The following is a 12,778-nucleotide window of genomic DNA, read 5'->3' as shown; positions in this document are numbered from 1 at the left end:
TCTGGACGGTCTTGTCCCGCAGTTCCGGTTGTGGGCTAGGCAGCCCACTGTATGGATCGCACGCCGACAGCGTGAGCAGTATCAGGGCTGCGCAGATAACTTGGAGTAACCGTTTCACGTAGTCCCCGATCTAGGTGCGGAGGGCAAAGTAGGTGGCGTTTCGCTTGTCGATCTGCATGATGTCAGCTGGACCCATACTCGCCAAGTAGGAAAGTTCGTAGGTCCTTCCGGAATTGATGGCGAAACGGAAGAAGTTTTGCGCTCCGCTCCACGTGTGAGAGTCGGGATTGCTGTGGTACCACTTATTGGGATCGGTTCGCTCCCAGAAGAAGCCGACCCTACTTGTTGCCAGCCGCCGGCGGCCAAAGCTTGGGAGACGAAGTTGGTGCAGTCCCCGAGGCCCCCGTCGTAGTTGTGATATTGCCAGTTGTGCCCGTTAAACCACGTCGCGGCATAGACGATCATGTTGTAGTAGTTGTAACTCGTCCCGGCCGTCAGCATTATCGGCGTTGCCGTCGGTGCGGCTCCCTGGCCTTTTGGCTCGCCGTTGGGTCCGAGGTTCTTCAGATCCTGAAGTTCCTTGGGAAGCCGGGCCGGATTGCCTTTCGCATCCCGGTAGATTTTGGCGCCGTGAGCTGGTTCCTTCTGTGAGCGCACTGACGGAACAGTCTGGTCAGCGGGGGCGATGACGGTTGTCGGAGACATGGGACTTGGCTTGGTCGGTCGGGTGCCCGTGATCTTCCATGTGGCCCCTGTTTTCACAAGTTCGAACTTCTGTTCGTAGACGTAGATCTGGTCAGGACTCTGTGTCCCGTCCTGAGGCGCATACGACAATGGGTCGCCTCAGAGACAATGGCTGACGCTCTTTCATCCGCCACGCTGAGTTCTTTGACCGTGACCTCGGACCGGCTGCCGGTAAAGACGACCCCGTAGGTTGCCAGCTCGTCCCGGCGCTTGTGTAGTTTCGTGTATTCCTGCTCGGTTGAGGCAACAACGTCGGGCGCGACGTCTTGGCCAACTTCATAGGCCCTGGCCGACTGGTCCCCAGCGACCACCTGATGGTTCCTGCGATCGATGGTCCGCCAGATGACTCGCTGGATCGACGCAGATGATTCCGTATCCGGCTTTGCAACGGGTTTCGCCTCGACGGCCGGAGGTGCCGGCTGCGCGGGACCCGCCTTGTCTTTTGCCAGAGCAACCTGTGGCTGAAGGCCAACAAGGCAATTCCGATTGCAACTGTTGCTGCACTGATTCTTGTTCGCGTTGCCATCAAGTCCACCTTTTTCAAACGCCCGGGACGACGTGCGATCAGTTTGTAAGCGGAATCGGCGAATGAGTGGCAAAAGTCATAAATGAGGTGGGCCGCGGGCGAAAATTGAGTGTTGGCACGGGTGCTTCACGTCCATCTGCTAGGAAGAGGGCGCGCCTTGTTCTACCGAACGTTCGAAACGTGCCCCTAGGAACGTGCCTGCAGGAAGCGCTTCAGCGCTTTCCCGTCGGAAGGACCTTGTTGAGCAGCAGGAACGTCAGCCCACAGCTGGATGCCCCCAGCAGGAAGATCTGGCTGAACGCTATGCTTTGCGGCGACGGGCCGCTGGGCGAAATCCAGCCCGCGGCAGCGAAGCCAACTGCGCCGAGCAGCATGACGACCGCGGCAAAAAGGAAGCTGCGCACCTGATCGGCGGCGCCTGTCTGGAACCCCGGTTCGGGATCGTCAGCCTGCCGGACGGACGGTGGCTGGCACGCGGCGGCAAGGCCGAGGAAGAGGGCTGCGGCGCCCGTCGCAGCCAGTCCCACCTCCTGGACCGCCTGCATCGATGGTGACAATCGCACTCCCGCACCAACGGCTATCGCCAGTCCGCAGACGAGCCCGACGGCGGCAGCGCACCAACCTGCGGCCGCTAACCGCCGGCTGAGCGGCCGCAGCAGCGGACCCAAATCACCGAACAGCATTCCTTCAGCGTAGGAGGGCCTGCTGGAAGACCCCTGTGAGCGGGATGGGAGTTGCTCGTGCTGCTATTGAGGACAGAAGCTGTCCGCTGAGCGGCCTATGATGGGGCCATGGCAGCTTCGGCGAAGATCCGCGTCACTCCCAAGATCATCGGTAGGTTGCGCTTGGCCAGCCAGGGTTTGCTCCGTGGATTCAGCAGCGTGGAGGAATGCGTGGCCCGGATGGGCGCCATACAGGCACAAGACCTTGCGTCGGCGTTCTGGGCGGTAGGGGAGCGTGTCCCCGGCGCCGGTCTCTCGCGTGTGCTGGAATCGTTGGAGAACGGCACCGTGGTCCGTTCCTGGCCCATGCGGGGAACGCTGCATCTGGTTCCACCGCAAGATTTGCGGTGGATATTGGCCATCACCACAGAGCGAACCATACGTTCTGCTGCTGCACGGCACCGGGAGCTGGGCATCGCGGAGGCCGACATCGCCGTTTGCAGGGATCTGGCTCTTGAACGCGTGGCCGGCAGCCCCGGTGCGACCCGCGAGGAGCTTTTCAAGATCTTCGAATCCGCAGGCCAAACCACCGCGGCCCAGCGCGGCATCCATTTGCTCTGGATTCTGTGCCAGAACGCCTGGCTTGTCCAAGGCCCTCCGGCGGGCACCGCAGGCAAAGCGCTCGGACAGCAACTGTTCGTGGCTTTCGATGAGTGGATTCCGGAATCCAACGAGCTAGGTCGTGAAGAGGGGATCGCCGAATTCCTGCTCACGTACCTCCAGAGCCACGGGCCAGCGACGCTCAACGACTTCGCCTGGTGGAGCCAAATCCCCAAAACGGACGTCCGGGCGGCCCACGAGGCCATCCGGGGGCAACTTGTTGAGCTCGTCTTCCAGGGAACGTCCTATTGGCTCGGCCCCGAAATGGCCGCATTGCTCGACGACGGCGTTCCCGGCTCGCGGACGGTCCTCGCCTTGCCGGGGTTCGATGAATTCCTGCTCGGGTATACGGACCGCAGCCTTGTCCTGCCCGCGGAGCATTCCCAGAAGGTGGTCCCCGGCGGCAATGGGGTCTTCAAACGGATGATCGTCAGCGCGGGAGAGGTGGTGGGCACCTGGGCAAGGAGCGGCACGGGCCGGAGTGCCGCCGTCGTGCCTGAGCCCTTCGATCCACAGGGACTGCCGCCGGCGGCAGCGCGCTCCTTCGATGTGCAGGCGGCAAAGTACCTGAAGTTCATGGCTTCGTAGGAGAAACCCCGCACTCGGATGGCCAAAACGCGCGATGCAGGCTAAGCCACCCGTGGCGGTTCCGGTGGATTCGGGCCGTTGAGGGACTTGCCCCGGGATTTCCTGAGTCGCGAAGCCCGCGATTCCTTGATGGCGTAGCCCCAAGCCACTGCCGCCACGCTCACCCCGATGAAGGTGGAGATGACGAACCGGGGACCGAACGCATTGTTCGGGTTGTCTCCCGGCGCGACGATGGACAGAACCAGGAGCACCAGCAGGAAGACGGCGATTATCGTCAGGATGATCGCGATGGCAAGCAAACCGCCAGCAGAGTTGACTGGCTTGACGATCGCGCCGTGGTCGCCCTTGTAGACGCCGTATTCTTCCCGGGTCAGGCCGCGGGACTGCGCGTCCGCCTGGGCGCGCTTTTCCCACGGGCCGCTGCGTCGCCCGGTCATGACCACGTCCGGGTGGCGCGGATCTGGTCCAGGAACGAAGCCCTGTCCAGTCCGGCCGTTTCCACCGCGTCGCTGTCCGGGACGGGCACTACTCCTGTGGTCCATCCGTCACGGTCCCGGCGGATCAGGAGGTGCTTTTCCTGGTCCAGGTTGAAGGTCCGCAGGAGCGCAGTGCCCTCCGGATGCTGGCGCACATGTTCCTCCAGGACGTCCAGTATGGCCTCGGATCCATCAAGGTCGGGGTTCTGGGCGAAAGCAAACCAGGACATCAGCATGCGCGGTTGCAAGAGCATGGAAACTTCATCGGATTCCACGTGCACAACGGTGTCGTTGCTCTCCGCCGTGAGGAGCTCAATTTGGCTCCACACCCTGGCATTTGCCAGGGCGTAGGCTACGGGCGCCGCGGGTATCTCGAACCGGGTACCGTCGGAGTAGCTAGCGTATCCGTGTGCCAGCAAGGACGAGGCCCCGGCCAGGCAGAGGGCTTCGTTGGCCGTGTCCTCCTGCATCCGTAGCACTTGGGCCGAGCGCGCACTAGCGGCGGTATCGAAAGATCGGAGAATGTAAGCCAGTTCGCTGTAGCCGAAGCCTGCGGAAGTGGAAGCGGGGGCTTCAATATTGGTGGTCAAGATGGTGCTCCTAGCGTGGGTCTATTGTGCGTTTCATCTGCGACGTTTATCCAAATCCAAAAAACTTGGCAGCACCCTTTCCTACGTCGGCAATACCGTCGCCGATTGCCTTGCCGGCGTCGGCAACTGCATCCACGGTGTTGGAGACGGCCCCATTGACGAAGTTCTTGACGACTGGGATGTCGTAAACGGCCCATGCCGCACTGGCCACCATGCACACCGTGCCCGCCGGAGGGGGCAGGAACGAACCCACCGCCAGCGCCGTCTTGGCGCCTGAAACGGCCGCATCACCATAGTTGCCCTTGGCAACGTTACTTACGGTGTCGTACGCATTCAAGCCCACGCCTGCCCAGCCGATGGCTCGGCCCAAACCGCCCTTGCCCAGTGATTCCAGCACGTCGCTTTTGCCTTGGAACAGCCACTTGTTCTCGGCAAAGATACTCGGAAGTTTGTTCAGTGACGGAACGTACTTCTGAAGGTTCTTCGCTCCGAGGATGTCCGTGGCCGAATCCAAGAGGTTGAAGGCGGCGCTCTGGGCGGGAAGCTTGCCCCATAGCTTGCTCCAGCCTGCGAAGTCCGCCAGTCCCGGCATGCCCTTCTGCCAGACCTGATAGATGCCGAGGCTGTTCTTGACGAGGTCAAAGGGCGCTTTGATACTGCTTCGAGCACCCCAGATGTCCCGGAATGTCGAACCCTTGGCGAGCCAGTCAGGCCCCCAGGGGTTTTTGTCGCCGTGCAGACCCGGTCCAGTCCCCTGGATCGACATGGGTCCGCCGCCGGAACCGTTGCTGGCCCTTTCCTGCTGGGATGCGTTTTCGAGGAGCTTCTTCGATTCCTGCTTGAGGCTGGTTGCGGTTTGCATCAGCAGAACGCGGTGGCTGGTGTTCCATTCCGAGGTGAAGCGCGCTGCGTCCTCGCCCTTCCACGCAGTGGTGTTGTTGATCTGCCCGGACAAATGGGTGGATTGATTCAGGAGGGCCTCGGAGGCGCTCCCGAACTGTTGGGCCAGCTGGCGTAATTGGGCGACGTCGGCGCCCCAGAGGTTTCCTGCCACAGATATTCCCAGCGATAGAAGTGGTCATCGGTTCTGTGACGACCCTAGACGGCCAGCCCGGTATCCGCGATGGGGACTTGTGCCCACCGGCAGAAGCGCCAACAGGGCGCCAAAGCAAAAGCCAGGCCTCCAGCGGGAAATGCGATTCCGTCGAAAGCCTGGCTTCTGGAGGGTATTGGCCTCGCCTGATTAGAGGGTGCCGGTAGCGATCTTCAGCATGCGGCGCAGCGGCTCGGCTGCGCCCCAGAGGAGTTGGTCGCCCACAGTGAATGCACTGATGTATTCCGGGCCCATCTCGAGCTTGCGGATACGGCCCACGGGGATCTCCAGGGTGCCGGAGGCAGCTACGGGGGTGAGATCCGACATGGAGGCTTCCTTGGTGTTGGGCACAACCTTTGCCCACTCGTTGTCAGCGTCCAGGAGCTTCTCGATTTCGGTAACTGACAAGTCCTCGCGCAGCTTGAGCGTCAGTGCCTGGGAGTGGGAGCGCATGGCGCCGATGCGTACGCACAGGCCATCCATGACCACGTGGTCCTTGCCCGGCTTTCCGTCGCCCGTGCCGAGGATCTTGTTGGTCTCCACCCCGGCCTTCCACTCTTCCTTGGACTGTCCGTTGCCGAGGTCCGCGTCGATCCACGGGATCAGGGAACCGGCCAGCGGCACGCCGAACTGGGTGGCGTCGACGCCGGAGCGCTGGGTTGCCAGCACCTTCCGGTCGATTTCGAGAATCGCCGAAGCGGGATCGTCCAGTTCGCTGCTGACCTCGTTGTTGAGGGTGCCGAACTGGTTGAGCAGTTCTCGCATGTGGCGGGCACCGCCGCCGGAAGCCGCCTGGTAGGTCATGGAGGTACCCCACTCGACCAGGTTGTTCTTGAACAGGCCGCCAAGACCCATGAGCATGCAGGACACCGTGCAGTTGCCGCCGATGTAGTCCTTCACGCCGCCGGACAGGCCTGCGTCGATGACATCGCGGTTGATGGGATCCAGCACGATGATGGAGTCGTCGTTCATGCGCAGTGTGGATGCGGCGTCGATCCAGAGCCCGTCCCAGCCGCGGCTGCGGAGCTCGCCGTGGACCTGTTTGGTGTAGTCGCCGCCCTGGGCGGTGACAATAATCGGCAGCTTGGCAAGCGTCTCAATATCGAAGGCGTTCTCGAGCTTGCCTGCGCCATCAGCGAATGACGGCGCGGCACCTCCAGCGTTCGAGGTGGAGAAAAATACCGGGTTGATGTTGGCGAAGTCGCCCTCTTCCTGCATGCGGTGCATCAGGACGGAGCCGACCATGCCACGCCAACCGACCAGTCCAACGGACGGATTAGCTGCTGTAGTCATTGGACTAGTCTAGACTTTCGCGGCTTCCGGCCGCTGTCGGTTACGTCACGAGGAAATCCGCGACGGGGGCGGCCCGGTACCCGGCCCAAGCGCGACGCCCTACTTGCCGGCGTCGGGCTCCTGAAGGAGGGCTGCCTTGCGTGCGCGCAAGGCGTAGAAGGCGCCGAAGGCGAATACCTGGGTCACAACTACCAGGACGATGATCCCCAGGATCTTGTTGCCACCCAGGATCATGGTGAGGCCGATGATCGCGGACAGCAGCGCGAACAGCGGCAACAACATGTAGCCGAGCACGAACAGGGTCTCAGGTTTCTTCAGCATTCTCAGTCTTCCGTCCGGCGCCATGTGGCGATCCGGTAGTTGGTCCCCGTCTTGGAGGTCAGCCAGCCTTCCGCGGGCTGCGTCGCCTCAAGATTCCAAGCCTCGCCGAACTCCGGCGCGAAAGTGTCGCCGTCAATGTCGGTATCGATGACGGTGACGACGGCGACATTCGCGATGTCCATGGACTGCCGATAGATTTCGCCGCCACCAATGATCCACACATTCTGGCCGCCCGGAGCGAATTGGGACTCGAGGAGGGCGGCGTCAAGGGAGGAAACGACGACGGCGCCGCTCGCTTCGGGCGAGTCCGCCCAGCCCTGTTGACGGGTCACCACGATATTGGTTCGGCCCGGCAGAGGACGGTACTTCGCGGGAAATGACTCCCAGGTTTTGCGGCCCATGATGACCGGGTGCCCTGTTGTCAGCGTGCTGAAGTGCTTCAAGTCTTCGGGGATGTGCCAAGGCATGGTCCCGGCCTTGCCGATCACTCCGCTGCCGGTCTGGGCCCACACCAGACCGATGCCAGTGAGTGCTTCCTCGGTCTCTCCGGAAGAAGGCGACTCCGAAGGGTGAGTTTCGTGGGTATTCATACCGCCACGGGCGCCTTAATGGAGGGGTGGTGGCGGTAACCGACTACCTCGAAGTCCTCGAAGGTGTAGTCGAAGATCGAGTCCGGCTTGCGGTTGAAGCGCAGCCGCGGGTACTCGTAGGGCTCCCGGGAGAGCTGCTCCGTAACCTGCTCCACATGGTTGTCGTAGACATGGACGTCCCCGCCGGTCCAGACGAAGTCGCCGGGCTCAAGATCGAGCTGCTGGGCCACCATGCAGGTCAGCAGGGCGTAGGAAGCGATGTTGAACGGGACGCCCAGGAACATGTCGGCCGAGCGCTGGTACAACTGGCAGGACAACTTGCCGTCGGCAACGTAGAACTGGAAGAACGCGTGGCACGGCGGCAAGGCCATGTCCTTGATCTCGGACACGTTCCAGGCCGAGACGATGTGGCGGCGGGAATCCGGGTTGGCTGCCAGGTTCTTCATGAGCTCGGCGATCTGGTCAATGTGTCCGCCATCGGGGGTTGGCCAGCTGCGCCACTGCACGCCGTAGACCGGGCCGAGTTCGCCGTCGGTATCTGCCCATTCATCCCAAATGGTGACACCCTGCTCCTGGAGCCACTTCACATTGGATTCGCCGCGGAGGAACCACAGAAGCTCCAGCGCGAGCGATCTGAAGTGCACTCGCTTGGTGGTCATGAGCGGGAAACCCCGGCTCAGATCAAAGCGCAGCTGGCGGCCGAAAACGCTCCGCGTGCCGGTGCCCGTGCGGTCCGACTTGTGCGTGCCGTTGGCCATGACATCACGCAGGAGGTCTTCATATGGGGTTGGGATGCTCACCCACCCAGCTTACTGGAGTATCAGTCGTCGAACGGCTTGATCTGTTCCACGGCCACCACGCTCTGGCCGTTTCCCCTGGCCACGTGGCACACGATCATCTCGCCCGGGGTCAGGTACGGATCCTGGGTAGGCAGGACCTCGCGAAGCTCCGGGCCCATGTGCTCGCCGAGTTTCTTCAAGATGGTGGGGAGGGCCGGCCTGTGGGTGCATAGTGCGACCCCCCGCTGCTTGTCGAACAAACCGTCGACGACGGCGGACGTCTTCTTCGGGCTCCGCTGGTGATGGTGCTCCGTTAGGGCCTCAACAAGTTTCACCTTGGCCCCGGCTGCCTTGGCATACGGTGCGATGGTGGATACGCACCGTGCCCAGGGACTGCTCACGATCCGGAGGGGCTTCCACACGCCCAGAAGCCCCTCTACCGCCCGCGCCTGCCGCAGGCCTGTAGCTGCCAGGGGCCTGCTGCCTTCGGCCTTGGTCCAGGAAGACCGTGGCTTGGCCTTGGCATGCCGCACAAGAATCAGCGGCCATGTCTCCAGCTCGCCGTTCAGGTGGGCCTTCGCCAGCGCCTGGAGGGGGCTCACGTCGGTGGGGTTGCTCAGGAAGCGGGCAGCCTTGTCCGGCGCGGCCCACATGTACGCGTCCACTTCCTCGCCATCCGGCTTGATGACGGAGCCGTTCACTTGCGTGGCCCAGTAGTGCACCACTTTCAGTCCCGCTGCCACGTGGTAATGCGTGGGTGGCAAAGGGATCCCAAGGGCAGCCTCAAGGCCGATTTCTTCCCGGATCTCGCGGACGGCGCACTCCGGAATGGTTTCTCCGGCGTCGAGCTTGCCCTTGGGCCAGGACCAATCGTCATACTTGGGCCGATGGATCAGCAGCACCTCAAGGGCGCCCTTGGTGACGCGCCAGGGAATAGCGCCGGCGGCCGTGACGGCGATCGGTTCGCCCGGATGGTCCGTTTGGTCTGCAACAGGTGTATCGCTCTTCAACTTTTCGCTACCTACCGCCGGGCAACTGCACGTTGGCGGGACCGGGAGGCCAGCAGCCAGGACTGTATGTCCAACAGCGGCGTGCCGTCTTCGGCCTGGTGGAACCTGGTCCAATGACCTTCGTTGTCGAGATGCCAGCTGGCGGTGCCCGGGTCCAGGTAACGGCGCAGCAGGTCCATGACTTCTGCTGTGTCTTCGCGGCTGGAGAGCTGGACCAAGGCTTCTACGCGGCGGTCGAGGTTGCGGTGCATCATGTCCGCGGAGCCGATGTAGACCACGGGATCGTTGGCATTGGCAAAGGCAAACACGCGCGAGTGCTCCAGGAAGCGGCCCAGGACGGAGCGAACAGTAATGTTCTCGCTCAGTCCAGGTACGCCCGGACGCAGTGAGCAAATGCCACGGACAATGACATCAACTTTTACCCCGGCCTGCGACGCCCGGTAGAGGGCGTCGATAGTGGCCTCGTCCACCATCGAGTTGACCTTGATCTGGACCTTGGCGGCAATTCCTGCGCGGGCGTTGCGGATCTCGGTCTCGATCCTGTCGATCAGACCGGACCGGACCGAGCGAGGTGCCACGAGAAGTCGCTTGAACGTGGACTTGGGAGCGTATCCGGAGAGCTGGTTGAAGAGCTTGGACAGGTCCTCGCCCACCTGCTCGTTCGAGGTCAACAGGCCCAGGTCCTCGTAGTAGCGGGCCGTGCGCGGGTGGTAGTTGCCCGTTCCGATATGGCAGTAGCGGCGCAGGCCATCCACTTCCTGGCGGACCACGAGGGACAACTTGCAGTGCGTCTTGAGTCCCACGATGCCATACACAACATGCACGCCGGCTTGCTCCAACTTGCGGGCCCACGAGATGTTGGCCTGCTCGTCGAAGCGGGCCTTGATCTCCACGAGTGCCAGGACTTGCTTGCCGGCCTCAGCGGCGTCGATCAGGGCGTCGACGATGGGGGAGTCGCCGGAGGTGCGGTACAGGGTCTGCTTGATGGCCTGGACCTTGGGGTCGGCGGCTGCCTGCTCCAGGAAGGCCTGCACCGACGTCGAAAACGAGTCGTATGGGTGGTGCAGCAGGATGTCGCGGCGGCGCATGGCGGCGAAGACGTTGGCAGCCTTGGAGGTCTCGGATTCGTTCAGGTACCGCGAGGTGTGGGGCACGTGCTTCGGGTAATGAAGGTCGGCGCGGTCGATTCCACCAATGACCGACAGGCCACGCAGGTCCAGGGGCGCGGGAACAGAGTAGACCTCGGATTCCTCGACGCCGAGTTCCCGCACCAGGAGTGCACGGATGTTCGGGTTGATGTCCGTGGTGACCTCGAGCCGAACGGGAGGGCCGAAGCGGCGGCGCAGCAGTTCCTTCTCAAGCGCCTGCAGGAGGTTCTCGGCGTCGTCCTCTTCAACCTCGACGTCCTCGTTGCGAGTGACGCGGAAACTGTGGTGCTCCATGACTTCCATGCCGGGGAACAGCTTGTCCAGATGAACCGCAATAACCTCTTCGAGGGCGATGAAGCGTGCCACCCGGCCCGGGACGGCGCCGGCGCGGGGGCCATCAATCGAGACAAGGCGGGGCAGCTGGTCCGGAACTTTGACGCGGGCGAACAGCTCCTTGTCACTGACAGGGTTGCGGACAATCACTGCCAGGTTCAGGGAAAGGCCGGAAATGTAGGGAAACGGGTGGGCGGGATCGACGGCGAGGGGGGTCAGGATCGGGAAGACCTTCTCGCCGAACATCACGCTCAGGCGGTGCTGCGCCTCGTCGTCGAGCTCGTCCCAGCGCATCAGGTGGATGTGCTCATAGGCCAAAGCGGGGCGGATTTGCTCGGCAAACACCCGGGCGTGCCGTTCCTGCAGCTTGTGGGCGGCCTCGCCGATCTGCTCCAGCACTTCGATGGGGCTCAGGCCTGCGGGGGAGGGCACCGCGAGCCCGGTGGCGATGCGTCGCTTCAGGCCGGCAACGCGCACCATGAAGAATTCATCGAGGTTTGAGGCAAAGATCGAGAGGAAATTGACGCGCTCCAGCAAGAAGAGGTCCGGGTCCTCGGCAAGTTCGAGAACGCGCGAGTTGAACGCAAGCCAGCTCAGTTCGCGGTCCAGGAAGCGGTCAGGCGTGATGTCGCCTTCCGGTTCCAGGGAGGGCGCAAATTCAGGAATGTCGATGCGATCCTGGGTAGCCCGCGCGGCTGGGACTTCCGAAGAACCGAAGCGCGGAGGCAAGGTTGCGCCCTTGACCTCGGTTTTGGTGGTTCCGACCGGGTCCGGATTCATCGGGCTCTCCTTCGTTCAGCGCGGGGGTTTGCTTCAACCCTACAAGGATTCCACGTGCCGGAATCCTAGATGTCCTAACCTTTCAGATGCTCCTTGGTCCCGGGTTACTTGCCGGTTAACGGCGCGTACATGACGTCGACGTCCCAACGCACGAAGCCCAGCTTCTGGTAGAGGGCAACCGCGGCGGTGTTGTCCGCGTCGACGTACAACATCACGGAATGCAGTTCGTGGCTCTGGAGATACCTGATTCCGGCGACAGTGAGCGCCTTGCCAAGCCCCAGGCCTTGGGCTGCGGGCGTCACACCCACGACGTAGACCTCTCCGATCGCCGGATGGGGACCTTGCCGGGGGTGCACCTTGGTCCAGTGAAAGCCGAGCAATTCACCGTCGGTGTTCACGGCCAGCAAGAAACCTGCGGGGTCAAACCAGTCCTCGGCCATCCGCGCGTCCAAGTCGGCCCTGGTCAAGGACCCCTGCTCGGGATGATGGGCAAAAGCCGCCCTGTTGGCAGCCAGCCAGGCGGACTCATCCTGCCCCGGCACAAAGGCGCGCAGCGAGATTCCCTCGGGCAGGTCGGCGTCGGGCAGTTCCGTTGTGGAGGACATCAGCCGCATCTTCCATAGTTCGCGCACCGGACCGTAGCCGTAGTGGGCCGCCAGGTCCGCGGCGGCCTCGTGGTTCCCATGGGACCAGGCGTTCAGCCCCGCAAGCCCGCGGCCGTCGCGGAGCGAGTCCAACAGCCTGCCGGCGACTCCTTGGTTGCGGTAGCTGGGGTGGACGGCCATTTCCAGGACCCCGGTCCCGTCGTCCGCTTCAACGACGACGGCGATTCCCGCCAGGTCCTGTCCGCTTGCGGGATCGGACTGCTCGTCCGGAGCGTACAAGGCCAGCGTGAGCACTGAATGATCGCCGGCGTCGGCTCCGCGCAGCATCACCAAAGTCTGTTCGGACAAGGGGGGATTGCCGTCCGACTCCTCTGCGGCTGCGGCGAGAGTCTTGATGTCTCTCAACAGCTCGCGGTCCGAGGCGCCTTTGACGACGAGGACAGGCCAGTTCTCCGGGTGCGCAAGGCTCATGCTGCAAGGCTATACGTCCGCGGCCCGTTTGGCGGGATGGATTTTGCGGGCACTCCCTTGGCCGTGTAAGGTCTATAACTCGTCCGGCTTTGCGAAGCGGGAAACGAGG

At 62.9% G+C, this 12,778-nt stretch carries 13 protein-coding genes; 1 reads left to right on the top strand and 12 read right to left on the bottom strand.

What is annotated here, in order from left to right:
• Positions 1-114: 114 nt before the first annotated feature.
• Together HNP00_RS23780 and HNP00_RS09320 are read right to left on the bottom strand one after the other, a co-directional pair.
• Positions 115-501, bottom strand: a complete 387-nt coding sequence (locus tag HNP00_RS23780) for an amidase domain-containing protein (RefSeq protein ID WP_395893810.1) — start codon at positions 499-501, stop codon at positions 115-117.
• Between the two features lie 981 nt (positions 502-1,482).
• Entirely contained in the window at positions 1,483-1,953 is a 471-nt protein-coding gene (locus tag HNP00_RS09320; protein WP_184738277.1) for a hypothetical protein, read from the bottom strand.
• A 108-nt stretch (positions 1,954-2,061) separates the two neighbouring features.
• Between HNP00_RS09320 and HNP00_RS09315 the strand changes: the two genes are divergently transcribed.
• Positions 2,062-3,180 carry a winged helix DNA-binding domain-containing protein gene (locus tag HNP00_RS09315; RefSeq protein WP_184738275.1) on the top strand — a complete coding sequence of 373 codons (1,119 nt, stop codon included), beginning with the start codon at positions 2,062-2,064 and terminating at the stop codon, positions 3,178-3,180.
• Between the two features lie 41 nt (positions 3,181-3,221).
• On the opposite strand, the gene HNP00_RS09310 is transcribed toward HNP00_RS09315, so the two are convergent.
• The 10 genes from HNP00_RS09310 to mshD all read right to left on the bottom strand — a co-directional run bounded on the left by HNP00_RS09310 (position 3,222) and on the right by mshD (position 12,669).
• A complete protein-coding gene (locus HNP00_RS09310) occupies positions 3,222-3,617 on the bottom strand; it encodes a hypothetical protein (RefSeq protein WP_184738273.1) in 396 nt (131 codons plus the stop codon).
• On the bottom strand, positions 3,614-4,246 hold the full coding sequence (locus HNP00_RS09305) for a hypothetical protein (protein ID WP_184738271.1): 633 nt from the start codon (positions 4,244-4,246) through the stop codon (positions 3,614-3,616). The genes HNP00_RS09310 and HNP00_RS09305 overlap by 4 nt, the downstream gene beginning before the upstream one ends.
• 46 nt (positions 4,247-4,292) lie before the next feature.
• Positions 4,293-5,300 (bottom strand): WXG100 family type VII secretion target, encoded by a 1,008-nt coding sequence (locus HNP00_RS09300; protein WP_184738269.1) that lies wholly within the window; start codon positions 5,298-5,300, stop codon positions 4,293-4,295.
• Positions 5,301-5,489: 189 nt separating this feature from the next.
• The gene (asd, locus tag HNP00_RS09295) at positions 5,490-6,632 is read right to left on the bottom strand and encodes an aspartate-semialdehyde dehydrogenase (protein ID WP_184738267.1); all 1,143 of its coding nucleotides are present in this window, start codon (positions 6,630-6,632) and stop codon (positions 5,490-5,492) included.
• Positions 6,633-6,731: 99 nt separating this feature from the next.
• Positions 6,732-6,953 carry an NF038396 family protein gene (locus HNP00_RS09290; protein ID WP_184738265.1) on the bottom strand — a complete coding sequence of 74 codons (222 nt, stop codon included), beginning with the start codon at positions 6,951-6,953 and terminating at the stop codon, positions 6,732-6,734.
• 2 nt (positions 6,954-6,955) lie between these two features.
• Complete coding sequence (locus HNP00_RS09285) at positions 6,956-7,543, bottom strand: dihydrofolate reductase (RefSeq protein ID WP_184738263.1); 588 nt, start codon at positions 7,541-7,543, stop codon at positions 6,956-6,958.
• On the bottom strand, positions 7,540-8,343 hold the full coding sequence (locus tag HNP00_RS09280) for a thymidylate synthase (RefSeq protein WP_184738260.1): 804 nt from the start codon (positions 8,341-8,343) through the stop codon (positions 7,540-7,542). Before HNP00_RS09280 ends, HNP00_RS09285 begins: the two co-directional genes overlap by 4 nt.
• Before the next feature lie 20 nt (positions 8,344-8,363).
• Positions 8,364-9,332: an NUDIX hydrolase gene (locus HNP00_RS09275; protein ID WP_184738257.1), complete on the bottom strand. Its 969-nt coding sequence runs from the start codon at positions 9,330-9,332 to the stop codon at positions 8,364-8,366.
• Positions 9,333-9,343: 11 nt separating this feature from the next.
• Positions 9,344-11,593 (bottom strand): RNA degradosome polyphosphate kinase, encoded by a 2,250-nt coding sequence (locus HNP00_RS09270; protein WP_184738255.1) that lies wholly within the window; start codon positions 11,591-11,593, stop codon positions 9,344-9,346.
• A gap of 104 nt (positions 11,594-11,697) precedes the next feature.
• The gene (gene mshD, locus HNP00_RS09265; protein WP_184738253.1) at positions 11,698-12,669 is read right to left on the bottom strand and encodes a mycothiol synthase; all 972 of its coding nucleotides are present in this window, start codon (positions 12,667-12,669) and stop codon (positions 11,698-11,700) included.
• Positions 12,670-12,778: the final 109 nt, after the last annotated feature.

This window comes from Arthrobacter sp. AZCC_0090 (assembly GCF_014207375.1).
Taxonomy (GTDB): Bacteria; Actinomycetota; Actinomycetes; order Actinomycetales; family Micrococcaceae; genus Arthrobacter.
The sequence above is the reverse complement of the archived record's forward strand: the minus strand, read 5'-3'. Positions and strand labels throughout refer to the sequence as shown.